A 25,644-nucleotide genomic window follows, 5' to 3' on the forward strand; every position below is an offset into this window, starting at 1 on the left:
CGCCGCTCCTGATCAATGCCCTGCGCCGGCGCGCGTCGCCGGTGCTGTGAGCTTGAATTCCGCATCGCGCGGCGGTGCGCCGAGCCTCGCAACTGTTCCACCGACCTGCCTGAACGCGCGCTCCACACCGCTTTCACCACCGCACGTAGCCCGCTGGCCGCATCGCGCCAGCCCGACCAACCTGACCTGACGTTTCCCGCATGGCTGTCTTCACCGCTGTCACCGAATCCCAACTAGCAGACTGGATGCGCCATTACGATCTCGGCGAAGTCGTCGAATTTCGCGGCATTACGTCCGGCATCGAAAACAGCAACTTTTTTCTCACGACCACGCGCGGCGAATACGTCCTCACCATTTTTGAAAAGCTCACGGCCGGGCAGTTGCCGTTCTATCTGAACCTGATGCGCCATCTTGCGGAGCACCGCGTGCCTGTGCCGGACCCCATGCCGCGCGAGGACGGATCGCTGTTTGGCATCCTGCACGGCAAGCCCGCCGCTATCGTGACGAAGCTCGAAGGCGCGCCGGAACTGGCGCCGGGCGTCGAACATTGCATCGAAGTTGGACAGATGCTTGCGCGCATGCATCTCGCCGGGCGCGATTACACCGGCTATCAGCCGAACCTGCGTAGCCTGCCGTGGTGGAAGGAAACGGTGCCGACCATCCTGCCGTTTCTCGAAGGCGAGCAGCGTGACTTGCTGTCGTCCGAGCTCGCGTATCAGGAGGCGTTCTTCGCGTCGGCGGATTACGCGGCGCTGCCTGAGGGGCCCTGTCACGCAGACCTGTTCCGCGACAACGCCATGTTCGCGCATGCCGCGCCGGAGACCGGTCACGAGGTACGTCTCGGCGGTTTCTTCGATTTTTACTTCGCCGGCTGCGACAAGTGGCTGTTCGACGTCGCCGTCACCGTCAACGACTGGTGCGTCGACCTCGCCACGGGCAAGCTCGACGAGGCTCGCACCGAGGCCATGCTGCGCGCGTATCAAACGGTGCGTCCTTTTACCGTCGAAGAAAACCGTCATTGGGGCGACATGCTGCGCGCGGGCGCGTACCGTTTCTGGGTCTCGCGCCTGTATGATTTTCATTTGCCGCGCGCGGCCGAACTGCTTAAACCGCACGATCCCGGCCATTTCGAACGCATTCTGCGCGAGCGCCTGTCCGGCGTCGCACTTCCAGGCATTCACACCTCATGCAACTGATCGAAGTCCCCGCGAAAACCGGCTATGTATGGTTCCGGCAAGGTATCTGGCTGTTCCGCAAGAATCCGCTCGCATTTCTCACGCTGTTTTTCACCTATCTGCTGGTGATGACGCTGGTTGCACAGATCCCGCTGATCGGCAGCGTGTTGCCGCTCGCGTTCATTCCAGGCGTCGCCGTCGGCTTCATGGCCGCATGCCGCAATACGATCGCGGGCAAGCCAGTCTTTCCAACAATCCTCGTGGATGGCTTCCGTTCGTACGGACCAGTGGTCGCCCGGCGGCTGATCGTGCTCGGCGTGTTCTACGTAATCGCGATGGCGGTGGTGCTCGCGGGTTCGGCACTCGCCGACGGCGGCATGTTGCTGAAAGTGATGCTCGGCGCGGGCGCGGCAATGGACCCTCAGGCAGTCGCCAACAGCAATATGCCGCTCGCCGTGGTTACGGCCTTTGCGCTCTACATTCCGGTGGCCATGCTGTTCTGGTTCTCACCTATTCTCGCGGCGTGGCACGATGTACCGCCCGTCAAGGCGATGTTCTTCAGCCTCGTCAGTTGCTGGCGAAATCGCGGCGCATTCATCGTGTTCGGCGCGCTGTGGTTTGCCGTGGCCATGACAGTGTCGCTCGGCTTGTCGGCGTTGATGCAGGCGCTCGGCGCGGGCGACTTCGCGTTCGCCGTGCTGATGCCCGCCACGATGATCGTCACGACCATGCTGTATTGCTCGTTCTACGCAACATATCGCGGCTGCTACGGCGTGCAGACTCCGCAAACGCCTGATCTGCCGACTACGCCGGCCGCCTGAGACCTGACGCCAGGCGCCAATTGCCGCTCGCGGCATTGGCGCTCTGTTGCTCGTCTGGCGGGGCTGCGTCCACTGCGGCGCGCGCTTCTCGTAGTCCGCCTTTACATCTCATAGTCGTCAACGTGCGCCGATTTGCGGCACAATGGTTTGCACTCAATCTATTCGCGCGCACTCCTTTGACACGAGATGCATCATGACCCAGCGCCCCGCTTTGCCCTTCACGCTCGACGAGCAACTGTGCTTCGCCCTCTACTCCACGTCGCTGGCGATGACCAAGGCCTACAAGCCGCTTCTCGACAAGCTCGGTCTCACGTATCCGCAATATCTGGCGATGCTGGTGCTATGGGAAAGCGACGACGTCACGGTCAAGGGAATGGCCGCGCGCCTGAACCTCGATTCGGCAACTGTCACGCCCCTGCTCAAGCGCCTCGAGACGCAAGGTCTAGTGGAACGGGTGCGGGGAGTGGAAGACGAACGTCTCGTCTACATTCGACTCACCAAGGCCGGCGCAGCGCTCAAGCGTCAGGCCCGCGAGGTGCCCGCCGAAATCTTTTGCGCCACGCAACAGACCCCCGAATTTCTGCTGCGTTTGCGCGACGATCTGACTCGCCTGCGCACCACGCTTAACGACTACATGGATAACTAGACGCGCCGGTGCAAACGCTGGCTATCGACGTCATGTAAAATTTCATTTGTACACAAATGATTTGTGTACTATATTTATCACACGCCGCTTCACTGGCACCGCGCCACAACGGCAGGTAGCGCGAAGCGGCAACATGCAGACCCTTACAACCCAGATCAAGGAGCAGCGCGATGAACATCCTCTACAAAGCAAGTGCAACGAGCACCGGTGGCCGCGACGGCCGTGCAGTATCGTCGGACAATGCGTTGGACGTTAAGCTCGCTGCGCCGCGCGAATTGGGAGGCAACGGCGCAGCCGGCACGAACCCTGAACAGTTGTTCGCCGCTGGCTATTCGGCATGTTTTCTCAGCGCAATGAAGTTCGTCGCGGGTCAGCACAAGCAAACGCTGCCCGCCGATACTCAGGTCACCGCAGAAGTCGGTATCGGTCCCAACGACAAGGGCGGCTTCGCACTGGACATCGATCTTCGCATCTCGCTGCCGGGTCTGGATGCAGATGCAGCTAAAGAACTGGTCGACGCCGCTCACCAGGTTTGCCCGTACTCGAACGCTACGCGCAACAACGTCGCAGTTCGTCTGCAAGTCGCGTAAGCTGCCAGGTCGGCGGGTCGCTCACGGCTCGCCGGGAAGCGCGGCACTTTAACTGCCGGCCTCATCCGCGCCCGCTCTCGACGCCGAGGGCGGGCGCGCAGCCATTTACATTTCAACTTGCCGATGACACGCGTCCGACGACTGAACGACACCTTCGACACCGGTCTGGTCTGGTTTCGCCGTGACCTGCGCAGCACCGATAACGCCGCGCTGTACTACGCGCTCAAGCATTGCGAGCGCGTGTGGTGCGTGTTCGTGTTCGATACGACGATTCTGCAACCGCTCGTCGATAAATGGCTGACGCGTAACCCGGGCACGCAGGCGCAAGATCGCCGTGTCGAGTTCATTCTTGCGTCGCTGGGCGAACTTGACGAAGCGCTGCGCGCTCGGGGTGGCGGGCTCGTCGTGCTGAGCGGCGATCCGGTCGATCTCGTGCCGAAACTCGCCAACGAGTTGCAAGTCGATGCGGTATTCGCGAACCACGACTACGAACCCGCCGCGATCGAGCGGGACGACAACGTGCGCGAGCGTCTCGCCGAGGCAGGACGCCAATGGCTGACTTTCAAGGATCAGGTGATTTTCGAGCGCGCCGAACTGTTGACTGGCCAGAACAAGCCATTCACGGTTTTCACGCCGTACAAGAACGCGTGGCTCAAACAACTGACGAGCTTCGATCTGAAGCCTTATCCGGTCGAAACCTACGCAGACCACCTGGCCAAGTTGCCGGCAAAATTGGACCGGCATCTACCGACGCTCGATCAACTGGGCTTCGCGCCCAGCAATCTGGGAGCGCTCGAGTTGCCCACCGGCATGAGCGGCGCCCGGGTGCTGCTCGACGACTTTCTGACGCGTATCGACAGCTACGCAGAACGGCGGGACTTTCCGGCGGCCAAGGGTCCTAGCTATCTGTCGGTGCACTTGCGCTTTGGCACCGTGTCGATTCGCACGCTCGCGCGGCTCGCTCATGAGATGTCTCTGCAACCGGATGGCCGGGGCTCGGCCACGTGGCTCTCGGAACTGATCTGGCGGGATTTCTACTTCATGATCCTGTCGCATCACCCCAAGTTGGCGGGCGGGGCGTCGTTCAAGGAAGAGTACGACCGTCTGCGTTGGGAGCAGGGCCCGGAAGCGGATGAAGCGTTCGCCGCATGGTGCGAAGGCCGCACCGGCTATCCGCTAATCGACGCGGCCATGTTGCAGCTCAACAGCACCGGCTACATGCATAACCGTCTGCGCATGGTGACCGCGAGTTTTCTGGTGAAGGACCTGGGCGTGGACTGGCGGCTCGGCGAGCGCTATTTCGCCGATCAACTGAACGATTTCGACTTCGCGGCAAATAATGGCGGCTGGCAATGGGCGGCTTCCACAGGATGCGATGCACAGCCCTATTTCCGGATCTTCAACCCAGTCACGCAATCGGAGAAGTTCGATGCCGACGGCCGGTTCATCAAACGCTATTTGCCGCAGTTGGGGAAACTGCCGGCCAAATGGATCCACGCGCCGTGGCTGGCGGGCGCGGAACGGCTCGCACAACACGACGTTGTGTTAGGTGAGGACTACCCGGCGCCGATCGTCGACCACGCGCAGGCGAGAGCCCGGACGCTGGCACGCTTCGGAAAGTGAGCACACGCTCACCGCGTCTTGTGACGCAGCCGGAAAGCGGGTTTTTGTAGCAGCACTACTGGCTCGGAGCCGAGGCTCAGCCCTTCGCCAGCACCGGCGTCATTCGATACCGCCGATGCTTCAATTACAGCGCAGCTTAGTGCTGGCTCATCCACGACGGCTGACGAAAGTTCGCCTCGCGATCCAGCTTGCGCATGCGGAACTCGAGGTCGTACAGGTCGGTCGCTTCTGCCAGGAACGCATCAGCGCGTTCTTTTGCGAGTTGTTCGGGCGACTTGGTCAAAAACAGGAAGAGGCGGGTGAGCAGGTACATGATGAGAACCTCGGCAATGAGTGTAGGCATTAACGCCTAGGGGATAACCCGTATTATAGGGAAAACCCTAGGATTACGCCAACATTCATTTTCGGCTGTTGCTCAAAAGTCACCGTGCGTACGCAGAGGCGTCCGCCGAAGTGCTCTCGGCGACGCCCGCGCCCACCCGCCGCTGGTGCTTGAAGAACTCCCACACCATGGCGCTGGCGTCCGGGCCCTTCGCGGAATGGAACGCCACAGAGTCGTCTCCGCCGCTCCAGGCATGCGCCACGCCTTGCACGTGACACACGCGCACGACGCGCCGGCCACTACGGAAATAGTCGCGTAGCGTCATGCCGCCCTTGCGCTCTTCGCGCATTTCGCCGGATTTGCGCGCGCCTTTGGGATCGATCATCCGATTCAGACGCAGAAATTGCGTCGCAAGCTGGTCGGCGTTGACCGGCGCAACCACATGATCGGCGTCGCCGTGGATGATGAGCGCCGGCATGCCCGGGTAGTGCGCAACGTCCGCGACCTCATCAACGAGTTCGGCAGGATCGCGCCGCGCGCCGCGCCGCATCACGTCCATCGCCGTAATGCCCGAGCGGGCTTCGCCAAAAGCCGGCCCGGAATGCAGCGCGACCGCCGCAAAGCGGTCCGGATAACGCAGCGCCAGCAGCGCCGCGAGCCCCGCCCCCGCAGAAATCCCAGCGACATACACGCGCTCGCTGTCGAAACCATGCTGGGCGACAAGTGCATCGACGAGCGACACCACCGCCCGCGCCTCGGCACCACCCGCGCTCTCGCCCGAGTCGTACCAATGCCAGCAGCGGTGCGAATGCGCATGCTTCGACTGTTCGGGATAGACGACAGCAAAGCCGTAGCGGTCCGCCAGCACGTTCATCCGTGTACCTTGCGCGAATTCGTCGATAGATTGCGTGCAGCCGTGCAGCATCACAAGCAGCGGCATAGCTTCGAGAGCGTGGCCCGACGGAACGTAGAGGCCGTATTGAAGGTGATTGACCAGGCGGCCGGGCGCCGCCGGCGCCGAATGGAACGAACGTGTCCACGATCCGCTCGCCCACGCTGCCGCCCGCGGACGCACCCGCGATTCGCGGGGGGCCGCGCGCGGCGCTTCGCGTTTGACGGGCGAACGCAGCGCGGCAGACTTCAGCGGGCGAACTTTCGTCGACGGCTTGCTGGACGCCGCGCGGGCCGGGCGCTTAGTGGCGCGCTTGGCGGTCGTGTTGGCGTGCTCGGTCTGAATAGCGAGCAGGCGCTTGAGGCCGCGGAGCCAGATTTTCGATAGACTTTTTGCCATCGGCGCTAAACCTCGCAAAAAGGGCAGGATTGACGAACGCACATGCGTTTCTTGTGCAATGCACAATAACATCAATCCTCAGGCGATGCAGAAGCCGCCTGGCGAGTCTGCCAGCACCGCCTGCTGCACTAGACCTTGTCCCCGCCCGCCATTAAAGGCTGCTGGCGCCTGTTAGCCGCCTAACATCCCCAAGCAAAAAGCTTGTCTGCGCGGCGAGAGCCGTCGGCAGGCGCCGTCTATACTAGGCGCTTACCGAACGCGTCGGCGCTTTGCCCCGCTCGCGCGTTAGTGAGATATCAATGATTCTATGCGGCTCTGACCGCCTTTTCTCGATGCCCGACCTACCAGCCCAACTGTGGTACTCGATCACCAGCCTCGGCGGCGCCGGCATGACGCTGCCGCTAGCGTTCGCCATCGCGCTGTGGCTCGGGGTCGGCTACACGTGGCGCATGGCGGCCGGCTGGCTGCTGTTGCTCGGCGCGGCAATCGGCGTCGTGACGGTGACGAAGCTGGCGTTCCTAGGCTGGGGCGTAGGCGTGCGCGAGTTCGATTTCACCGGCGTCAGCGGCCATGCCATGCTCTCGACGGCCGTCTATCCCGTCGCCCTGTTCCTGATGCTTTTGCGCACGCGTCCGTCCGTCCGCGTGCTGGGGGTTGTACTCGGGCTGGCTGCCGGAATGGCGGTTGGGTTGTCACGCGTCGTGCTGAGCGCGCACTCGCCTTCGGAAGCAATCACTGGGTGTCTCGTCGGCGCGCTAGCCGCGCTTTTGTTCGTGCGGATGGCCTGGAACGCCGTCCCCGAGCGCCTTTCCGTGGTCCCAGTCGCGGTCAGTCTGATGGCGCTTGCCGTGCTGATGCACGGCGTTCACGTGCCGACTCAGCGCTGGGTGACGCACATCGCGCTGAAAGTCTCAGGCCACGACCGGCCGTTCATCCGCGCAAAGTGGAAGGCCGTGCGCGACGTCCGGCCGGCCGCCGCGCCACTCTCGCAGACGCGAGACAGCCTCGCGCCGCCCCACTCTCTCAACGCCTAAGCCGTTTCTCTGCCTCGCCATCCGCCTTCTTCGCGCGGCGGCATGCTCGTCGGGCCAGCGCTATAACCTCGTCTATATTACGATACGGGTTTCCAATCACCGTCTGGCGCGCGCCGGGCTTCCACACGTTCATGACACTGTCCCGCCGCCTGCTGAAACAAGCGCTGCTGATGACCAGCGCGTTTTCTATTGTCTTTAGCGTCAACGCCCGCGCCGATGAACTGGTGGTGTCCGCCGCCGCCAGCCTGACCAATGCGTTCACCGCAGTGAGCGAAGCCTTCGAAAAGCAGCACGCCGGCACCAAGGTTCTGCTGAATTTCGGCGCCTCCGACGTATTGATGCAGCAAATCGTCAAAGGCGCGCCCGCCGACGTCTTTGCGTCAGCCGACCAGAAGGCCATGGACAAGGCTACGGCGGAGAAAGTCATCGTACCGGCCACGCGCAAGGACTTCGCTGCCAATTCGCTCGTTCTGATCGTCCCGGCGGACAGCCGTTTTGCGCCGTCCAGTCTCAACGAATTGACGTCGTCGAATGTGAAACGGATTGCGTATGGCGATCCGGCCTCCGTGCCGGTCGGCCGCTACACGCAAGGTGCGTTGCAAGCCGCCGGCGTATGGGATGCCGTGAGCGCCAAGGCCGTGCTTGCGGCGAACGTGCGTCAAAGCCTCGACTATGTGTCGCGTGGCGAAGTGGACGCCGGTTTCGTGTTCGGCACCGACGCCGCAATCGTCCCCGGCAAGGTGAAGGTCGCGCTGACGGTGCCGACGCAAACGCAGATCACCTACCCGATCGCGCAAGTGGAGGGCAGCCGTCATGCAGCGGACGCGCAGGCCTTCGTAAGCTTCGTTTTGTCGCCGGCCGGCCAGGCGGTGTTGGCGAAGTACGGTTTCAAACCGGCCCATTAACATCCGGATCGCTCTACCTCCATCAACGCCGACAACGGACCGCAGACGATCATGCAACAAGCCTGGATTCCGCTGATGCTGTCACTCAAGGTGGCAGGGTGGGCGACCGCGCTGAATCTGGTGTTCGGTGTTGCCGTCGGTTTCGGCCTGTCGCGCTGGCGCTCGGGAGCGCGCGACGTCGTCGATTCGTTGCTGACGCTGCCGCTCGTCATGCCGCCGACGGTGCTCGGTTACTACCTGCTCGTCCTGCTCGGGCGACGCGGTGTGATCGGCGCCTGGCTCGACCGCTTCGACATTCAACTGGTGTTCACCTGGCAAGGCGCAGTGATCGCGTCGACGGTGGTGGCGTTCCCGCTCGTGCTGAAATCGGCGCGCGCCGCCTTCGAAGCCGTCGATCCCCAACTCGAGCGCGCCGCGCGCACGCTCGGCGTCAGCGAAACGGCGGTTTTCTTTCGCGTGAGCCTGCCGCTTGCCGCGCGTGGAATTCTCGCCGGCGGCCTGCTCGCCTTCGCGCGGGCGCTCGGCGAATTCGGTGCCACGCTGATGATCGCGGGCAATCTGCCGGGCCGCACGCAGACGCTTTCGGTCGCAGTCTACTCAGCCGTGCAAGCGGGCGACGACGCCACGGCGAACTTTCTCGTAATCGTGACCTCGGTGACGTGCGTCGTGATCCTGCTGCTCGCCGGCCGCCTCGTGCCGCAGCGCACGCTTCTGGTTTCCCGCTGATATGCCGCTCGAAGTCGACATCCAGAAGACATTCGTGAGCGCCGAGCGTCGCTTCACGCTCGACGTCGCTTTTACTGCGACCACGCAGCGCGTGGTGCTGTACGGGCCGTCCGGCGCGGGAAAGAGTCTCACGCTGCAGGCGATCGCCGGTCTGTTGCGTCCCGACGAAGGCAAGATCACGCTGCACGGCAACGCGCTGTTCGACAGCAAGCTCAATCTCGATCTAAAGCCGCAGGCGCGCAAGGTCGCGTACCTTTTTCAGGACTACGCGCTGTTTCCGCATCTGAACGTGCGTCAAAACATCGGTTTCGGCTTGCAGCGCGGCTGGTTCAATCCGCGCGCGCGCAGCAGCCACGCACAGATCGATTACTGGCTCGATGCGCTGGAGTTGCGGGGTGTCGCCGGCAATTATCCGGCACAGCTTTCGGGTGGGCAGAAACAGCGCGTCGCGCTTGCGCGCGCGCTCGTCGCGCAACCTCAACTGCTGTTGCTGGACGAGCCGTTCTCGGCGTTGGACAGCACGCTGCGTCAGCGCATGCGGCTGGAGTTGTCCGACTTGCAGACACGGCTTGATATTCCGATGGTGCTCATCACGCACGATCCCGACGACGTAGCCGCCTTCGGGGATCAGGTCGTGCAGATCAGCGACGGCCGCGTTTGCGAAAACCAGACATTCAGCGGCTACACACGCAGCGAAACCTGATTGGCGGGCGCCCTTGCCCTCTCTTTCGCACGAACGCTCAGTCTTTCACGCCGAGTATCACGCTGGACGCCTTGAATGCCGCGACGGCGCTCGCGCCTTGTGCGAGGCCGAGTGATTCGGCGCTCTCGTTCGTGACCACGGCTGTGATGATCGCGCCGCCTTCGAGCATGAGCGACACCTCGGCACTGACCGCGCCCCGCTTCACGCTTTGCACGATACCGCGCAGCTGGTTGCGCGCAGAAAGCTTCAGCGGCGCGCTGTTTTCCCGTTCGACTAGCAGCACGACCCACGACGCCTTGATCAGCGCGAACGCCGCGGAGCCGACTGCGAGGCCGAGCGATTCAGTGCTTTCATGCGTGAGCACGGCGACGATCGTGTGCCCGCCGGGGAGCGTCAGCGAGACTTCGTCGTTGATCGTGCCGCGCGCGATATGCGATACGGTGCCGTACAGCTGATTGCGGGCGCTCGTTTTTACGCCGATGCGGCCGATCAGATCCCAGTCCGGCGCGAAACCTTCGATCGCGGCGCCTGCACGCTCGAGAAAGCGCCGATGTTCGCGTTCGACAGCGCGGAATGTTTCGATGAGCTTGAGTGCGCGCGGCGTCAGCGTGGTGCCGCCGCCGCCCTTGCCGCCAGTCAGACGCACGACGAGCGGCTCGCCGGCGAGGTTGTTCATTGCATCGACGGCGTCCCACGCGCCCTTGTAGCTCATGCCAACGGCCTTCGCCGCGCTGGTGATGGAGCCGGTTTCGCCGATCGCCGCGAGAAGCGCGATTCGCGACGCGCCGCCGAGCGTATTGGCGCCTGCCTGGAACCAGACCGAACCGCCGACTTCCAGCGGTTCGTGGGACGGATCGTTGAGCTCGGGTGCCATGGCGAGGAGCGGTCAGTGAATGATCGGGAACAGCAGATCATTATAGCGACCGGTGCTGCGCCCCTCGGAGGCTCAAGGCTACGCGAGCCGCGCAAGCCGCAATGGCAATACTGCCGCAGCGCCAGGACCGCACCGGTCGAACCGAGCGCCGCCGCTCAAAGTGCGTAGTGAGCGATCCCATTCCCGAACGACCAGTTCTCCTTCAGGACTTCGACGAGGTTGATCAGCACATCCTCTCGCCTCAGCCCCGGCGACTCATGCAACTCATCGACCATGCGCTTGTATAGCGCCTTCTTCTGCTCCAGCGTGCGCGTGTTGTTCAGCGTTATCTGAACCATCACGAGGTCGTCGGTTCGCTGCACATTCAGGTACTGGTTGTCGTACACGAAGTTGTCCGCTTCGTGCTCCGTGATCAACATGAAGATGTCGTCTTTCGGCACGTTGAATGTGGCAACGAGCGCCCGCTGGGTGCTGTCCGCAATTGCCTTCCGATATTCGGCGGGCTTGCCGGCGCGCAAAGCGATTCGGGTAATCGGCATGACTGACTCCTCAAATGTGTGAATACGTGCACACAGCTTAGGCCGGCCGGTTCATAATGAACAGATATTGCTGGCTATTTCATCTATATTCATCCGAAATGAAGGTTCTCGATCTGGATGCCGTCCGTGCGTTCGTGCTTGTCGCCGATCTGTGCAGCTTCACGCGCGCCGCCGCTGCGCTCGACACCACGCAATCCGCGGTCAGCCTCAAGCTCAAGCGCCTTGAAGTACATCTGGGAAAGCAGTTGCTGGAGCGCACGCCCCGCGTGGTGCGTCTTTCCGTCGACGGCAAAGCGTTTCTCAGCGCTGCCCGCGACCTGTTGAACGCGCATGAACGGGCGCTGGGGTCGCTGTCAATGGACCGACGGCGGCTCTCGCTCGGCCTGAGCGAACACGTCGCGGGGCCCGACCTGCCGCAACTGCTGGCGCGACTCAACGCGCACGACCCGGGGCTCGTGGTGGAGCTGCACCTGGGCACGTCCGCTGCGTTGCTCGCCCATTTCGACGAGCGCCGTCTCGATGCAGTGATCATCCGGTATGGCGCAGACGAACCGCCGCGCGACGACGCCCAGGTGTTGTTCAGTGAGCCGCTCGAATGGCTGGCAACGCCGGCATGGCTGCCGCGCATGGGCGAGCCATTGGCGCTCGCGCTGTTGAGCCCGCCGTGCAATGTGCGCGATGTCGCGCTGCGTACGCTGACGGAGGCGTCGGTGGCATGGCAGGAGGTCTTCGTCGGTGGCGGCGTCGCGGCTGTGGGCGCGGCGGTGGCCGCGGGACTCGCGGTGTCGCCACTTGCGCGCAGAGTCGCGCCGCGCGGTTTGATCGATGTCGGCGGGCGGCTTGGGCTGCCGCGACTGCCGGAGTCTCGCGTGACGCTGCACTCCCGCGTGCGGGACGAGCGCTCAAAGGAAACGCTGCGGCTCGTGACGAACGGGCTGGCGAGCGGGTGAGCTGGCTGGAGGGACGCGTTGTGGGTGCGTTGGCGCTCCGGCGACTCAGTGCAAGATCGGGGGAAGCGAGCCGCTGCGGGCTGTTGCCGGGTCCGCAGTTGCTGCCGCCTGGTTAGCGCTGGTATTTGGCGAGGGCGCGGAGGCATGAGGCTCGATCGTCGCCGATGTTTTCGCCGCTCCTCGCTTGCTCCCTGCGTCACTCATCGCACCGTCCCCGGCGGCGTGACTTTGAATCGTGGCGGCGTGCGTGGCCTTCGACTGACCGGTTGGTGTCTGCGCCACTTGGGCGCGTCCCTTCGTGCCTGAGGCGGTGACCGCTACCTTGTGCTTCGACTTACCTTCGGCCGTGTGGGAGGCTTTGTTGGTGCCCGTCGCCGCCACGCGATTACTACCGCCATGAATGCCGGCCTTCTCTGCATGACCGGCAGCGGCCGCCGACGCCGACCCGGTGCGCGACGCCGCATGCTTTCCAGCATCCTTCGTCGCCGGCTTCGAAGCGCTCTTTTCACCTCGCACAGACTGCCCGGAAACGGCGCCGTGCTTGGCATGCGCGCTCGCCTCAGGAGGATTCCACAATTCTGTATAACCGGCCGCCATGGCCGCTCCAGACGCACACCACACGGCGATCGCCGTTGCTACTGCTCGAAACCACATCTGCCGCATCTCCTGGATCTTTGACTTTCGTGACGAGCCGGGATTATATTCCCTTGCAAAAATCCATATTTGGACTAGCATAGGCAATAAGTACATATAAGGACTTACCCGCTTATGGCACATGCCGCCCGCGCCACCCAGCCCGAAGCGCCTCTGCACCGGCCGGCTTCGGAACCATCGTTTGCAGAAATGTCTGCGGCGGGTTTGCGCGCGTTCTTCAGAATTGCGCAAGACTGGGATCTAAGCGCCGACGAGCAGATCATGCTGCTCGGTTCGCCAGGCCGCTCCACTTACTTCAAGTGGAAGCAGGCGCCGGAAACGGCGCGCGTCGGTCGCGATACGCTCGAGCGCCTGTCGCTGCTGCTCGGCATCTACAAGGCGCTGCAAATCCTGTTGCCGCAACCGGGCACAGCGGACACCTGGATCAAACGCCCTAACAGCGCACCGCCGTTCGGCGGCCGTCGCGCGCTCGATCGCATGCTGGCGGGCAATGTCAGCGACCTCGTGGCCGTGCGCCAGTATCTCGACGCAATGCGAGGCGGCTGGGCGTGACAGAACCGCATTGGCAGGACCGCTGGCGCAGCGCGCCTTTGGATTGGTCGCCCGCGTATCGCGTGATTCCCACTCGCTTTCCGGCCGTCAATCTGTTCGATCGGGTTGCATCGCCGGAAGATTTCGATGCGCTGTACGCGCTCGAAGCAATGACCAACGACCGTCTGCGCACCGAAGTCGGAGAACTCGATCTCGTGCCGCGCGAAGAACGCCGCTTTGGGCCGGGCTACGGACCGATCATGGCCGCGCTCACGCATCTGAATCCGCTAGGCAGCAGATTTTCCGACGGCACCTACGGCGTGTTCTATTGCGCCCGTTCGCGCGTCACGGCCATCGCCGAAACGCGGTATCACACGGCCAGATTTCTGGAAGCCACCGCAGAGCCGCCAATGCGTCAGCAAATGCGCCTCTACACCGTCGTGGCGCAAGGAGAGGTGGTCGACCTTCGCGGCGATCCGAAGCTCGATCTTGCAGTGCTCTCTCCCGACGACTACCTCACCGGTCAATCGCTGGGCCGTGCGGCGCGTGAGGCGGGAGCGCCGGGCATCGCGTATCCATCGGTGCGGGATACTGAAGGCGAATGCCTTGCTGCATTCAGGACAACGCTGTTGCGCGACTGTCACCACGCGGCGTATCTGGAATACAACTGGAACGGCACGAGCGTGGATATGGTGTTCGAGCTCAACCAGGTCGGCTGAGAGCGCCTCGATGAGCGCCTCGTCAGGGTCAGGGCAGCGCCAGCGCCGCCGCGCCTTCGGCGCGCGCTTCTTCCACTGAAATCGACCAGCGTCGCAGCGCTCGCGGCTCGACGATAGTCAGCCTGCCGCCCGGACCGAATGCGCCAGTGTCGATGAACACCTGCGCGCCGACCTGCTTGATGTCGCGCATCGGAGTATGACCGCAGTACGTGAGCGACAAACCGCGCTGCCGTTGCGGATCGCCGTTGCCCATCGCGAGATCACGTCCCCACAGCATCTGCTGGCGCGTTTCGGCGGTGAAATTGCCGGCGTCGAGTTCGGCGTCGGTGCCGAAAAATTCGGCATGCAGAACATTGAAACGCTCAGGCCCGCTGCCCACCACGCGCACGAGCGGCAGCGTGCGCAGCCGCTCAGCGTAGCGACGCAAACTCTCGTCGGGCAAATTCGCTGCCCACGCGCCGCCAATGCCGTACCACCATTGCCGCCTCAACCGGCCATCGGCAACGGCGCACAGCGCGTCTTCGTGATTGCCGAGCACGGCAAAAAACCACGGCTTGTCGAGCAGAGCCAACGCCTGTTCGGAATGCTCGCCGCGATCCACCAGATCGCCGACTGAAAAGAGCCGGTCACATGCAGGATCGAACGAGACGAGGCGCAGCAGATAGCGCAATGCATCGACACAACCGTGCAAGTCGCCGACTACGAAGTCGCGGCCGCTCCGGTTGGCCGAATGGTGCTGAACAGAGGTGTCGAGTACGGAAGCCATACGTTCATGATAATGCGCAATCTCCAATGCGTATGCGCGCTGCCTCTCGTAGCGCCGCAGGAGAAAGCGCAAAGTTGACAGGAAACCACGCAAAAACCCCCGCGTACGCGGCAGAGTTTGCCGAAAACAGCCCGTTTGCGGGCGCGGTCTTGCTGGCTTCGCGTTTTGACAACTAACGTTGCCCGCAAGCCGCTATCGCGCCCCCCGCGAACAGCAATCCGACCTGGATTGACCACGGAAAGTTGCGCGCACCGGTGCTGCGAGCCTCCATCTGGGCTTCGGCTGAAAGGCGCTCGCAAAGCCGTTGTAAGCGGCTGTGAGTGCGAGGCGCCCCATTCGTCAAGCGACGCACGCACACGGGTAGAATCCGCGACACGCCCGCCTTCCGCTCGCCTTCCATGCTCATAAAATATTATCCGCAAACGCTTCGCAATCGTCCGCGCATGCTGATCGCCCTCGCGATCGGCGTCGTCGTCGCCATATTGATGCCGCAACACATGCGTCCGATGGTCCGCGTACTGGTCGGTTGGGACACTACGGTGTGGACTTACCTGGTGCTGATCTGGGCGCACATGGCCGCCGCCGATGCAGGCCGCGTGCGCGACTCCGCGCGCCGTGACGACGAAAACGCGGGCGTCGTACTGTTCGTGATATGCCTCGCCACCGTTGCGAGCATTGCCGCGATCGTCCTGGAACTCGCTTCGGCAAAGGGCACGGCGGGCGCGTCGACGGTATGGCACTACGCGCTGACCGGCCTCACGCTGATGGGCGCGTGGTTCCTGATTCCCACGATCTTCACCCAGCACTACGCCCGGCTCTACTACGATACCGACGCACAGGAGACGCCGCTTCTGTTTCCCGATCGTTCACTCGAGCCGAACTATTGGGACTTACTTTACTTCTCGTTCACGATCGCGGTTGCCTCGCAAACCTCGGATGTCGTGCTGCGCTCACGTCCCATTCGCCGGGCCGCGCTCGCCCAATCCATCTTGTCGTTCTACTTCAACGTCGCCGTGCTCGGCTTGTGCGTAAACATCGCGGCCGGCCTGCTCGGGTCCTGAGGTTCGCCACTGCCCGAGGGCGGGCACGCACCAATACGACGCGAGCGCCTCGCCGAGCCATGAGTCGCGCGTGCCGCTCCCAGTGACGGCTATCGCCCGTCCCATCGCAGGTCTCGTGTAAAACGCGGACCACCTCGGCCCGTTTTACACGTGCCCGCAGCCCTCTCCTGCGGCACGCAGACGCCGTCGCCGTACACCTTTCCATAAGGGCACTCCGTCGCCCTGCACTGCCCATCGCATCGATTCAGTGGCACAAGCCTTGCTGACCTCCGCAAACGGTTCTGGCCGGCCCGCCCGGACGCCTGGCGTCTGTGCACCTGTAACTGGCCAGCGGCGTGACGATCTTTGCACTACATTGACCAGTACGCGCCCTAGTCTACGGACCGCGCGGCCTCCGGCTCTGGAAGCCCAATGAGCGCTGTGATCGCATGTCACTTGCATCCACACCGCAGCAGGACAAATCTGGAAACGACCGATGGAATCTCCAAACGGGTACGCGCCGCGGATCTATTTTTTTCATTCACTTCTGGTTGGACCGCTTGACGCGTGGCCTGCGCAGTTCGCCCACGCGGCCGCACTGGGCTTCGATCACGCGTTGATCGGCAGCCTCTTCGAACCGGGCCGGGCGAGCCACGGGCAGGTGGTCGGCAACCATGCGCGGCTGCACCCCGTGTTCGAAACCGAACAGTCAGCCGTCGACGCCATCCGCACACTCGCAGGCGAGGCGCGTCAGCAAGGCCTCACGTTGCTGGTCGATCTGGTGATCGACCGGGTGGCCGCCGATGGCGCACTCTACGCTGAGCATGCGGACTGGTTCCATCCGCTGGAATCCGAAGAGGCGCGGCTCGATCCACGGCATGTGCATCGTGAGGACAACGTCGCCTATGCGAACTTCAACGACGCCGGCACGCGTGGCGCGCTAGCCGACTGGTGGACGCAGCAGCTGCTTGCACTCGCCGACGCCGGCATTGGCGGTTTCCGCTTCGATTCTCCGCATCGCGTCCCCGCCGAGGTCTGGCGGCATTTACGCGACGCCGTGCGCACCGCGCATCCCGACGTGCGATTTCTCGCGGCGACGCCAGGCCTTGCCCGCGGCGATCTGATCGGGCTTCAGGGCGCGGGCTTCGACAGCGTGTTCTCGTCGGTGCGCTGGTGGGACTATCGCGCGAGCTGGATGGTGGAAGAGCATGCGGTGCTCGCGCGCATCGGCGGCCCGATTGCGTTTCCCGAAGCGCCTTACGGCACTCGCCTCGCCGCCGAGTTGAGCGACCCGCATGATTCGAGCATCGTCGAACGCGCGTATCGCCGCGCGCTGTACGCGGCGTCCGCCATCGGCACCGGCTGGATGATGCCCATGGGTTTCGAATACGGCGTGACCGAACCGATGTCGCAAACCCGAGGCGACCCGTCGCAATTCGCACTAGCTTGCCAGGCCAAAAAATTCGACCTGACGCCGCAGATCACGCGCGCCAACGAACTTGCTCGCACTGCAAGAGCGCTGCACGCGAACGGGGAATTGCGCGCGTTGAGCGGGCCTGGCGCACCCGCCGCGGTGCTGTTGCGCGGCGATCAACCCGACCTGCGCGATGCCGCCGAGGCGGTTCTCATCGCAATCAATCCGGAACTCGGCGCGCCTGTGCGCGTCGATCCGGCGCGTTTTCTCGCCAGCGTGCCCGGCAATTTCACGCGCTTTGTCCCTCTCGATGCGCCAAACCGTGCCTCGCCTGCGGCTTTAACGCCGTTCGCGCTGGCACCCGGCGCCGTGCGCCTCTTCCAGGCCCTGGCAGAGAAGCCGATCTGTCTTGCGCCGCCCATCGACAAGCCCAACAGCAAGCGCAGCGGTCGCAAGACCGTGGTCGAAGCGATCAACGCGCCGCGCGTGGCGATCGAAAGCGTGATGCCTTCTGTGGACAATGGGCGCTTCCCCGCCAAACGAAGCGTGGGTGAGCGCGCTCAAATCAGCGCCGCGATTTTCGCGGAAGGGCACGACAAGATCGCCGCCGCCGTCCTGTGGCGTGCCGCCGACGAGAACACCTGGCACGAAGTGTTGATGGCCCCGGCCCAGCCCGCGGGCCTCGACATATGGAAGGCGCGCATTCCGCTCGATCGCATGGGACGTCACGAATTCACCGTGATCGCCTGGCGGGACGACTTCGCTTCGCTCGTCGAACATGTCGAGAAAAAGTTGAAGGCGGGCCAAACCGTCGAGACCGAACTCGATGAAGCCGCGCATCTGTTCGCGCTCGTGCTGGCCGAAGTCGAAACAACCGAAGGTGCGGTCATCGAACCGCTCAAAAATATCGTCGAGCATTTCACCAAGGCCGACGCCGAAACGAAGCTCAAGCTGCTTCTCGATGCGGGCACCAGGAAGGCGATGACCGCCGCGCGGCATCGCCCGTTCCTGAGTCGCGATCCGGTGACATACAAGATCGACGCCGAGCGCACCGCCGCGCGCTTTGCAAGCTGGTACGAAATCTTCCCACGCTCGATGAGCGACGACGAATCGCGACACGGCACGTTCGCCGATGTCACGACGAAGCTGCCGCGCATTCGCGACATGGGCTTTGACGTGCTGTACTTCCCGCCGATTCATCCTATCGGCGTGTCGAATCGCAAGGGCCGCAACAACACGCTGAACGCACAGCCCGGCGACGTAGGCAGCCCGTATGCGATCGGCGGGGCAGAAGGCGGACATACCGCCGTGCATCCGCAACTAGGCACGCTCGACGACTTCAAAAAGATGCTCGCCGCCGCGCACGCGCATGGCCTCGAAATTGCGCTCGACTTCGCGGTGCAGTGCTCGCCGGATCATCCGTGGTTAAAGGAGCATCCCACGTGGTTTGCGTGGCGTCCCGACGGCACGCTGCGATATGCTGAAAATCCGCCGAAGAAGTACCAGGACATCGTCAATCCCGACTTCTACGCGCACGACGCGAAGCCCGACCTGTGGCTCGCATTGCGCGACGTGTTCCTGTTCTGGATCGACGCGGGCGTGCATATCTTCCGCATCGACAACCCGCACACCAAGCCGCTGCCTTTCTGGGAATGGGTGATCGCCGACGTGCGTTCGCGCCATCCCGACACAATTTTCCTGGCCGAAGCATTCACACGTCCGCGCATGATGAACCGGCTCGGCAAGATCGGCTTCTCGCAGTCCTACACGTATTTCACGTGGCGCGAGTCGAAACGCGATTTCATCGAGTATCTGACGGACCTCACGCAAACCAGCGCGCGCGACTTCTACCGGCCAAACTTCTTCGTGAATACGCCGGACATCAACCCACGTCATCTGCAATCGCAGGGACGCACCGGTTTTCTGATTCGCGCGGCGCTCGCTTCCACGCTCGCCGGCTTGTGGGGCGTGTATAGCGGCTTTGAACTCTGCGAGGCGGCTGCGCTGCCGAACAGCGAGGAATATCTCAATTCCGAGAAGTATCAATTGCGCGCGTGGGACTGGAACCGGCCCGGCAACATCACGGCGGAGATCGCCGCGCTCAACCGCATTCGCCGCGCGAATCCCGCGCTGCAAACGCACCTCGGCCTCACGTTCCTGCCCGCGCACAACGACAATATTCTGTTCTTCGAGAAGGCAACCGAAGCGCGCGACAACGTGATTGTCGTCGCCATCAATCTCGACCCGTTCAACGAACAGGGCGCGGACATCGAATTGTCGTGGGAGACATTCCAGAATTGGAATCTGCACGATCATGGCGCACTCGAAGTGACCGATCAGATGACAGGCGCGCGTTTCACATGGCACGGCCGCTGGCAACATGTGCGGCTCGGCCCGAGCCAGCCTTTTTCTATCTGGCGCATTGCGCCGCTCGGCGGCCTGCCCGCAGAACGTCCCGATGAAGCCGACAGCGATTCGACCAGCGACCTTCACGCAGACGCTGGCAACCCTACCCCGACGGAAGGTGCGATATGAAGCGTGACGATCCCTCACAAGGCACGTCGGAAGCCCAGGCAAGCACGGCAACCGCCACCGCAACAAAAGCTCGTGCGCGCCGCCGTGGCAAGCCCGCGACATTGAGCGACGATCCGCTCTGGTACAAAGACGCAATCATCTACCAGGTGCACATCAAGTCGTTCTTCGATGCGAACAACGACGGCGTCGGCGATTTTCCCGGCCTGATCGCCAAGCTCGATTACATCGCCGAACTCGGCGTGAATGCGATCTGGCTGCTGCCGTTCTATCCGTCGCCGCGTCGCGACGACGGATACGACATCGCCGATTACCGCAACGTGCATCCTGACTACGGCCAGCTCTCCGACGTCAAGCGCTTCATTCAGGAGGCGCATGCGCGCGGCATCCGCGTGATTACCGAGCTCGTGATCAACCACACGTCGGATCAGCACCCGTGGTTTCAGCGCGCGCGGCGCGCGAAGCCGGGATCGAATCATCGCAACTTCTATGTGTGGTCCGATACCGACCAGAAGTATCAGGAAACACGGATTATTTTCATCGACTCGGAGCCGTCGAACTGGACGCACGATCCGGTCGCGGGCGCTTACTACTGGCACCGCTTTTACTCGCACCAACCCGATCTGAATTTCGACAATCCGGCCGTGCTGCGCGAGGTGTTGCAGATCATGCGCTTCTGGCTCGACATGGGTATCGACGGGCTACGGCTCGACGCCGTACCCTATCTGGTCGAACGCGAAGGCACGAACAACGAGAACCTGCCGGAAACGCATGCCATTCTGAAAAAGATTCGCGCGACTATCGACGCGGAATATCCGAACCGTATGCTGCTCGCCGAAGCGAACCAGTGGCCGGAAGACGTAAAGGAATATTTCGGCGACGAAGACGAATGCCACATGGCATTTCACTTCCCGCTGATGCCGCGCATCTACATGTCCATTGCGAGCGAGGACCGCTTTCCGATCACGGACATCATGCGGCAAACGCCGGACCTTGCCGAAACGAATCAGTGGGCAATTTTCCTGCGCAATCACGACGAACTGACGCTCGAAATGGTCACGGATTCCGAGCGCGATTACCTGTGGAATACCTACGCGAGCGATCGCCGCGCGCGCCTCAACCTCGGCATTCGCCGCCGCCTCGCGCCGCTGATGGAGCGCGACCGCCGCCGGATCGAGTTGATCAATTCGCTGCTGTTGTCCATGCCGGGCACGCCGGTCATTTATTACGGCGACGAACTGGGCATGGGCGACAACATCCACCTTGGCGACCGCGACGGCGTGCGCACACCGATGCAATGGTCGTCGGACCGGAATGGCGGCTTCTCGCGCGCCGATCCTGAGCAACTCGTATTGCCGCCCGTGATGGGTTCGCTCTACGGCTTCGACGCGGTCAACGTCGAAGCCCAAAGCCGCGATCCGCATTCGCTGCTCAACTGGACCCGGCGCATGCTCGCCACGCGTCGCGCGAAACAGACTTTCGGGCGCGGCACGATCCGCTTCCTGAAGCCGGAGAATCGCAAGATTCTCGCGTATCTGCGTGAGATGCCCAACGAGCCGCCGATCCTTTGCGTCGCAAATCTGTCACGCGCACCGCAAGCAGTGGAACTCGACTTGTCGGAATTCAACGGCTCGGTGCCGATTGAAATGACCGCCGATTCCGTGTTCCCTCCGATCGGCCAGCTGACTTACCTGCTGACGTTCCCGCCGTACGGCTTCCTGTGGTTCATGTTGTGTCCGGGCGGCCAGCGCCCGACCTGGTCGCAGGCGCACCCCGAGCCGTTGCCCGAATTCGTCACGATCGTGATACGCGAGGGCCAGGTCGGACCGACACCCGAAAACGTGCGGCTGCTCGAATCCGAAGTGTTGCCTTCGTGGTTGAGCCGCCGGCGCTGGTTTGCATCGAAGGATCAGAAAATGCACGCGGTACGGCTCGCCGCGTTGACCACGATCCCCAACGGAGGCTTCGCCTTCACCGAGATCGAAGCGGATGTCGGCGATCACACGGAACGTTATGTGGTGCCGATCGCAATCACCTGGGGCGGCGAAACCACCACGCCGCTGTTCCTTCAACTTGCGTTGGCGCGTGTGCGGCGCGGCCGCAACGTCGGGCATCTCACCGACGCCTTTGCGTTGCCGATCTTCGCGCACGGCGTCATGCGCAAGTTGCGCGAACGCGCGGTCATACCGACCGTGCAGAAAAGCGAGATCAGGTTTATTCCGACGGAGCGTTTTGCTGAACTCGAAAATCTCGGCGAACGACCGGAAATTCGCTGGCTCGCGGCGGAGCAAAGCAACAGTTCGCTCATCATCGCAGATGCCGCGGTACTAAAACTGGTGCGGCGCCTCGTGAGCGGGATTCATCCGGAAGCGGAGATCAGCCGCTATCTGACGCAACTCGGCTATGCGAACACGGCGCCGCTCTTCGGCGAAGTGGTGCGCGTCGATCCCGAGGGCGTGCCGCATACGCTCGCGATTCTGCAAGGCTATATCGACAACCAGGGCGATGCCTGGAACTGGTCGCTCGATCATCTGCGCCGCTCGGTGGACGAACTGGCGATCGCCGTCGATACGGACGCGTCGTCGACGCCCGACCGCGGCAACGAAACTCTTCTGCTGGAAGGCTACGCGTCGCTGGCCGGCATCATCGGCAGACGCCTCGGACAGTTGCACGTCGCGCTCGCCTCGCCGACCGACGACCCGGCGTTCGCGCCCGAACAGGCGAGTGCCCAGCAAGTGAAGGCATGGGTCGACGGCACGCAGTCGATGCTCGCGAGCGCGCTCGACCTGCTTGCGCCGCGCGTCGAACAGATGCTCGATGCGGAGACGAAAGCCCTCGCGAAAAGCCTGGTCGACCGGCGTGCCGCGCTGGTCGAGGCCGTCAACAAACTGGTTTCGCCCGACACGCAAGCGCAGCGGATTCGCATTCACGGCGACTTCCATCTGGGCCAGGTGCTGGTCGCGCAGGGCGACGTCTATCTGATCGACTTCGAAGGCGAGCCGGCGCGCTCGCTCGAAGAGCGTCGGCAGAAGTCGAGCCCGCTGCGCGACGTGGCCGGCCTGATGCGTTCGTTGTCGTATGCGAGCGCCGCCGCGCAGTCCACAATGGAAAGCGCGCCGCAGCAGACCGCGGATCGCAAACGTACCCTGTTCGACCGTTTCCGTGTGCAAGCCACGGAGAAATTCCTGAAGGAATACCGCGCGGCCACCGCCGAAGCGCCGACGCCGCTCGTCGCGCCGGAGGCGGAACAGGCGCTACTCGATCTGTTCCTGATCGAGAAGGCTGCGTACGAAATCCGCTACGAAGCGGCCAACCGTCCGGCGTGGCTCAGCTTGCCGGTGCGCGGACTAGCCGCGCTCGCAGGCCGTTTGCTGGGCGACAAAACCACGTCGCACGATCCGTCAACCCAGGCGCAAGACGCCGCCACACCGCCTCATCCGGCCGAGGGCGACTATGAGTGAACACGATCCGGCCGCAGGCCTCCAGCCGCTCGATATGGATGCGCTCGTCGAAGCGCGTCACCCCGATCCTTTCTCGCAGCTCGGACTGCATCACACTGACAGTGGTCCTGTGGTGCGCGCGCTGTTGCCCAATGCGGCGCACGTCAGCGTGATTTCGCGCGCCGACGGCTCGTTGCTCGGCGAACTTCAGGAGTTGCGTCCGGGCCTTTTTGCGGGTCGCGTGAGCGCGGCAGTGCCGTACCGTCTGCGTATCGACTGGCATGGCACGGAGCAGGAAATCGAGGACACGTATTCGTTCGGCCCCGTTCTCGGCGATGAACCGCTCGGGCGTCTCGCGGGCGGCGATCCTTATGCCGTGCTCGAATGCCTCGGCTCACGCCCCATGGAAGTGGACGGCGTGCCCGGCGTGCGCTTTGCCGTATGGGCGCCGAACGCGCGGCGCGTCTCCGTGGTGGGCGACTTCAACGCGTGGGACGGCCGGCGCCATCCGATGCGCCTGCGTCATCAGGCGGGCGTGTGGGAGTTGTTCGTGCCGCGGGTCGGGCCGGGCACGCGCTACAAGTACGAGCTGCTCGCGCGCGACGGCCATCCGCTGCCGCTGAAGGCCGACCCCTGCGCAATGCAGACCGAGAAGCCGCCAGGCACGGCGTCGGTCGTCGCACATGTCGACGAGATCGAACAGTTCCCGTGGAGCGATCACGAATGGATCCAGTCGCGCGGCGCAAAGCAGACGCCGCGCTCGCCGATTTCCATTTACGAGGTGCATGCGGAATCGTGGTTGCGCATCGCCGAGGAAGGTCAGCGAGGCCTCGATTGGGAAGAACTCGCCGAGCGCCTGATTCCCTATGTGAAGACCATGGGATTCACGCACGTGGAGTTCATGCCGGTCGCGGAGCATCCGTTCGGCGGATCGTGGGGCTATCAGCCGCTTGGACAGTTTGCGCCGTCCGCGCGCTTCGGCAAACCCGAGCAGTTCGCCGCCTTCGTCAACAAGGCGCACGAGGCCGGACTCGGTGTGATTCTCGACTGGGTGCCCGCGCATTTCCCGAACGACGCGCACGGCCTCGTCGAGTTCGACGGTACACCGCTTTACGAACACGCCGACCCACGTGAGGGCTATCACCAAGACTGGAACACGATGATCTACAACCTCGGCCGCAACGAGGTGAGCGCGTTCCTGGTGGCCTCGGGCCTCGCGTGGCTGAAGCGCTATCACGTGGACGGCCTGCGCGTGGACGCCGTTGCGTCGATGCTGTACCGCGACTATTCGCGCGCCGCCGACGAATGGGTGCCGAATATTTACGGCGGGCGCGAGAACCTCGAATCGATCGCGTTCCTGAAGCGCCTCAATCACGAAGTGGGCTACGTGCCAGGCGTGCCCGGCGCAATCACCATCGCCGAAGAATCTACCGCCTGGCCGGGTGTGACGGCGCGCGTCGAAGACGGCGGCCTGGGTTTCCACTTCAAGTGGAACATGGGCTGGATGCACGACACACTGCACTACATGCAGGAAGATCCCGTCTACCGGCAGTACCACCATCACAACATGACGTTCGGCATGGTCTACGCGTATTCCGAGCGCTTCGTGCTGCCGCTCTCGCACGATGAAGTGGTGCACGGCAAAGGCTCGCTGCTCGGCAAGATGCCCGGCGACACGTGGCAGAAGTTCGCCAACCTGCGCGCGTATTTCGGCTTCATGTGGACGCATCCTGGCAAGAAGCTGCTCTTCATGGGCGGCGAATTCGGTCAGATCGCCGAATTCAATCATGACGCGTCGCCGCACTGGCATCTTCTCGACGACGCTCATCACCATGGCGTGCAGTTGCTGGTGCGCGACCTGAACCGTCTTTACAGCCACGAACCGGCACTGCATCTGCTCGACACCGAGCCCGGCGGCTTCGACTGGCTGGTGGGCGACGACAGCGCCAACAGCGTCTTCGCGTATCGCCGCACGGACGGGGCGGGCCGCGAACTCGCCGTGGTGTGCAACATGACGCCGGTGCCGCGCGTCGGCTACCGCATCGGCATGCCGCGCGAAGGACGCTGGTCGGAAGTGCTCAATACGGATGCAGGCGTGTACGGCGGCTCGAATATGGGCAACGGCGGTCTTATTCATACCGAGGCAATTCCGAGCCACGGCTGCCCGCATTCGGCCTCCCTGACCTTGCCGCCGCTGGCGACGATCGTGCTGCGAGCCGATTGAGCGGAGACTGACAGGGAACCGGGCGCGATCGGGCGCCGCCCGGTCATGCCGAAGCGAGCGCGCGGCCGCGTGATAACCGGCCGCGCGCTCGTTGCATGAAGGCCCGCGCTAGCGCTGCATCACAG

Annotated in this window: 22 protein-coding genes; 16 read left to right on the plus strand and 6 right to left on the minus strand. The window is 63.3% G+C overall.

Annotated features, from left to right (window positions below; all coding sequences use genetic code 11):
- Window positions 1–200 precede the first annotated feature (200 nt).
- The 5 genes from OH764_RS31095 to OH764_RS31115 all read left to right on the plus strand — a co-directional run bounded on the left by OH764_RS31095 (window position 201) and on the right by OH764_RS31115 (window position 4,855).
- Window positions 201–1,196, plus strand: a complete 996-nt coding sequence (locus OH764_RS31095) for a homoserine kinase (protein WP_088176541.1) — start codon at window positions 201–203, stop codon at window positions 1,194–1,196.
- On the plus strand, window positions 1,187–1,996 hold the full coding sequence (locus tag OH764_RS31100) for a BPSS1780 family membrane protein (RefSeq protein WP_128597964.1): 810 nt from the start codon (window positions 1,187–1,189) through the stop codon (window positions 1,994–1,996). The genes OH764_RS31095 and OH764_RS31100 overlap by 10 nt, the downstream gene beginning before the upstream one ends.
- A 193-nt stretch (window positions 1,997–2,189) precedes the next feature.
- The gene (locus OH764_RS31105; protein WP_498849862.1) at window positions 2,190–2,642 is read left to right on the plus strand and encodes a MarR family winged helix-turn-helix transcriptional regulator; all 453 of its coding nucleotides are present in this window, start codon (window positions 2,190–2,192) and stop codon (window positions 2,640–2,642) included.
- Between the two features lie 170 nt (window positions 2,643–2,812).
- A complete protein-coding gene (locus OH764_RS31110) occupies window positions 2,813–3,232 on the plus strand; it encodes an organic hydroperoxide resistance protein (protein ID WP_020071019.1) in 420 nt (139 codons plus the stop codon).
- Window positions 3,233–3,355: 123 nt separating this feature from the next.
- Window positions 3,356–4,855, plus strand: coding sequence for a cryptochrome/photolyase family protein (locus tag OH764_RS31115; RefSeq protein WP_498849863.1), 1,500 nt, complete (start codon window positions 3,356–3,358; stop codon window positions 4,853–4,855).
- 136 nt (window positions 4,856–4,991) lie between these two features.
- Here OH764_RS31115 and OH764_RS31120 read toward each other — a convergent pair whose 3' ends face one another.
- The gene (locus OH764_RS31120) at window positions 4,992–5,168 is read right to left on the minus strand and encodes a DUF3563 family protein (RefSeq protein WP_013342022.1); all 177 of its coding nucleotides are present in this window, start codon (window positions 5,166–5,168) and stop codon (window positions 4,992–4,994) included.
- Window positions 5,169–5,277: 109 nt separating this feature from the next.
- Window positions 5,278–6,468 (minus strand): alpha/beta hydrolase family protein, encoded by a 1,191-nt coding sequence (locus OH764_RS31125; RefSeq protein WP_498849864.1) that lies wholly within the window; start codon window positions 6,466–6,468, stop codon window positions 5,278–5,280.
- Between the two features lie 332 nt (window positions 6,469–6,800).
- On the opposite strand from OH764_RS31125, the gene OH764_RS31130 reads away from it, so the two are divergent.
- The 4 genes from OH764_RS31130 (at window position 6,801) to OH764_RS31145 (ending at window position 9,836) form a co-directional block, all read left to right on the plus strand.
- Window positions 6,801–7,502 (plus strand): phosphatase PAP2 family protein, encoded by a 702-nt coding sequence (locus OH764_RS31130; RefSeq protein WP_498849865.1) that lies wholly within the window; start codon window positions 6,801–6,803, stop codon window positions 7,500–7,502.
- A 131-nt stretch (window positions 7,503–7,633) separates the two neighbouring features.
- The gene (gene modA, locus OH764_RS31135; protein ID WP_498849866.1) at window positions 7,634–8,407 is read left to right on the plus strand and encodes a molybdate ABC transporter substrate-binding protein; all 774 of its coding nucleotides are present in this window, start codon (window positions 7,634–7,636) and stop codon (window positions 8,405–8,407) included.
- A 51-nt stretch (window positions 8,408–8,458) separates the two neighbouring features.
- Entirely contained in the window at window positions 8,459–9,133 is a 675-nt protein-coding gene (gene modB, locus OH764_RS31140; protein ID WP_498849867.1) for a molybdate ABC transporter permease subunit, read from the plus strand.
- A gap of 1 nt (window position 9,134) precedes the next feature.
- Window positions 9,135–9,836 (plus strand): sulfate/molybdate ABC transporter ATP-binding protein, encoded by a 702-nt coding sequence (locus tag OH764_RS31145; RefSeq protein ID WP_498849868.1) that lies wholly within the window; start codon window positions 9,135–9,137, stop codon window positions 9,834–9,836.
- Window positions 9,837–9,873: 37 nt separating this feature from the next.
- Here the strand turns inward: OH764_RS31145 and OH764_RS31150 are convergent, their stop codons facing one another.
- Both OH764_RS31150 and OH764_RS31155 read right to left on the minus strand, forming a co-directional pair.
- Entirely contained in the window at window positions 9,874–10,710 is an 837-nt protein-coding gene (locus tag OH764_RS31150) for a TOBE domain-containing protein (protein WP_498849869.1), read from the minus strand.
- A 155-nt stretch (window positions 10,711–10,865) separates the two neighbouring features.
- Entirely contained in the window at window positions 10,866–11,249 is a 384-nt protein-coding gene (locus OH764_RS31155) for a tautomerase family protein (protein WP_498849870.1), read from the minus strand.
- A gap of 98 nt (window positions 11,250–11,347) precedes the next feature.
- Between OH764_RS31155 and OH764_RS31160 the strand changes: the two genes are divergently transcribed.
- Window positions 11,348–12,199: a LysR family transcriptional regulator gene (locus OH764_RS31160; RefSeq protein ID WP_498849871.1), complete on the plus strand. Its 852-nt coding sequence runs from the start codon at window positions 11,348–11,350 to the stop codon at window positions 12,197–12,199.
- 45 nt (window positions 12,200–12,244) lie between these two features.
- Here OH764_RS31160 and OH764_RS31165 read toward each other — a convergent pair whose 3' ends face one another.
- A complete protein-coding gene (locus OH764_RS31165; protein WP_498849872.1) occupies window positions 12,245–12,949 on the minus strand; it encodes a hypothetical protein in 705 nt (234 codons plus the stop codon).
- Window positions 12,950–12,967: 18 nt separating this feature from the next.
- Here OH764_RS31165 and OH764_RS31170 point away from each other — a divergent pair, with 18 nt between their 5' ends.
- Both OH764_RS31170 and OH764_RS31175 read left to right on the plus strand, forming a co-directional pair.
- Entirely contained in the window at window positions 12,968–13,405 is a 438-nt protein-coding gene (locus OH764_RS31170; RefSeq protein WP_498849873.1) for an MbcA/ParS/Xre antitoxin family protein, read from the plus strand.
- Window positions 13,402–14,103, plus strand: a complete 702-nt coding sequence (locus tag OH764_RS31175) for an RES family NAD+ phosphorylase (RefSeq protein WP_498849874.1) — start codon at window positions 13,402–13,404, stop codon at window positions 14,101–14,103. Before OH764_RS31170 ends, OH764_RS31175 begins: the two co-directional genes overlap by 4 nt.
- A 28-nt stretch (window positions 14,104–14,131) precedes the next feature.
- Here the strand turns inward: OH764_RS31175 and OH764_RS31180 are convergent, their stop codons facing one another.
- Complete coding sequence (locus OH764_RS31180; protein ID WP_498849875.1) at window positions 14,132–14,869, minus strand: metallophosphoesterase family protein; 738 nt, start codon at window positions 14,867–14,869, stop codon at window positions 14,132–14,134.
- Window positions 14,870–15,267: 398 nt separating this feature from the next.
- On the opposite strand from OH764_RS31180, the gene OH764_RS31185 reads away from it, so the two are divergent.
- From OH764_RS31185 to glgB, 4 genes are all read left to right on the plus strand, one after another.
- The gene (locus OH764_RS31185) at window positions 15,268–15,930 is read left to right on the plus strand and encodes a DUF1345 domain-containing protein (protein ID WP_498849876.1); all 663 of its coding nucleotides are present in this window, start codon (window positions 15,268–15,270) and stop codon (window positions 15,928–15,930) included.
- Between the two features lie 475 nt (window positions 15,931–16,405).
- Complete coding sequence (locus OH764_RS31190) at window positions 16,406–19,858, plus strand: maltotransferase domain-containing protein (protein WP_498849877.1); 3,453 nt, start codon at window positions 16,406–16,408, stop codon at window positions 19,856–19,858.
- On the plus strand, window positions 19,855–23,316 hold the full coding sequence (treS, locus tag OH764_RS31195) for a maltose alpha-D-glucosyltransferase (RefSeq protein ID WP_498849878.1): 3,462 nt from the start codon (window positions 19,855–19,857) through the stop codon (window positions 23,314–23,316). The genes OH764_RS31190 and treS overlap by 4 nt, the downstream gene beginning before the upstream one ends.
- On the plus strand, window positions 23,309–25,519 hold the full coding sequence (gene glgB / locus OH764_RS31200) for a 1,4-alpha-glucan-branching protein (protein WP_498849879.1): 2,211 nt from the start codon (window positions 23,309–23,311) through the stop codon (window positions 25,517–25,519). The genes treS and glgB overlap by 8 nt, the downstream gene beginning before the upstream one ends.
- Window positions 25,520–25,644: the final 125 nt, after the last annotated feature.

This window comes from Burkholderia sp. M6-3 (assembly GCF_050858985.1).
GTDB lineage: Bacteria > Pseudomonadota > Gammaproteobacteria > Burkholderiales > Burkholderiaceae > Paraburkholderia > Paraburkholderia caledonica.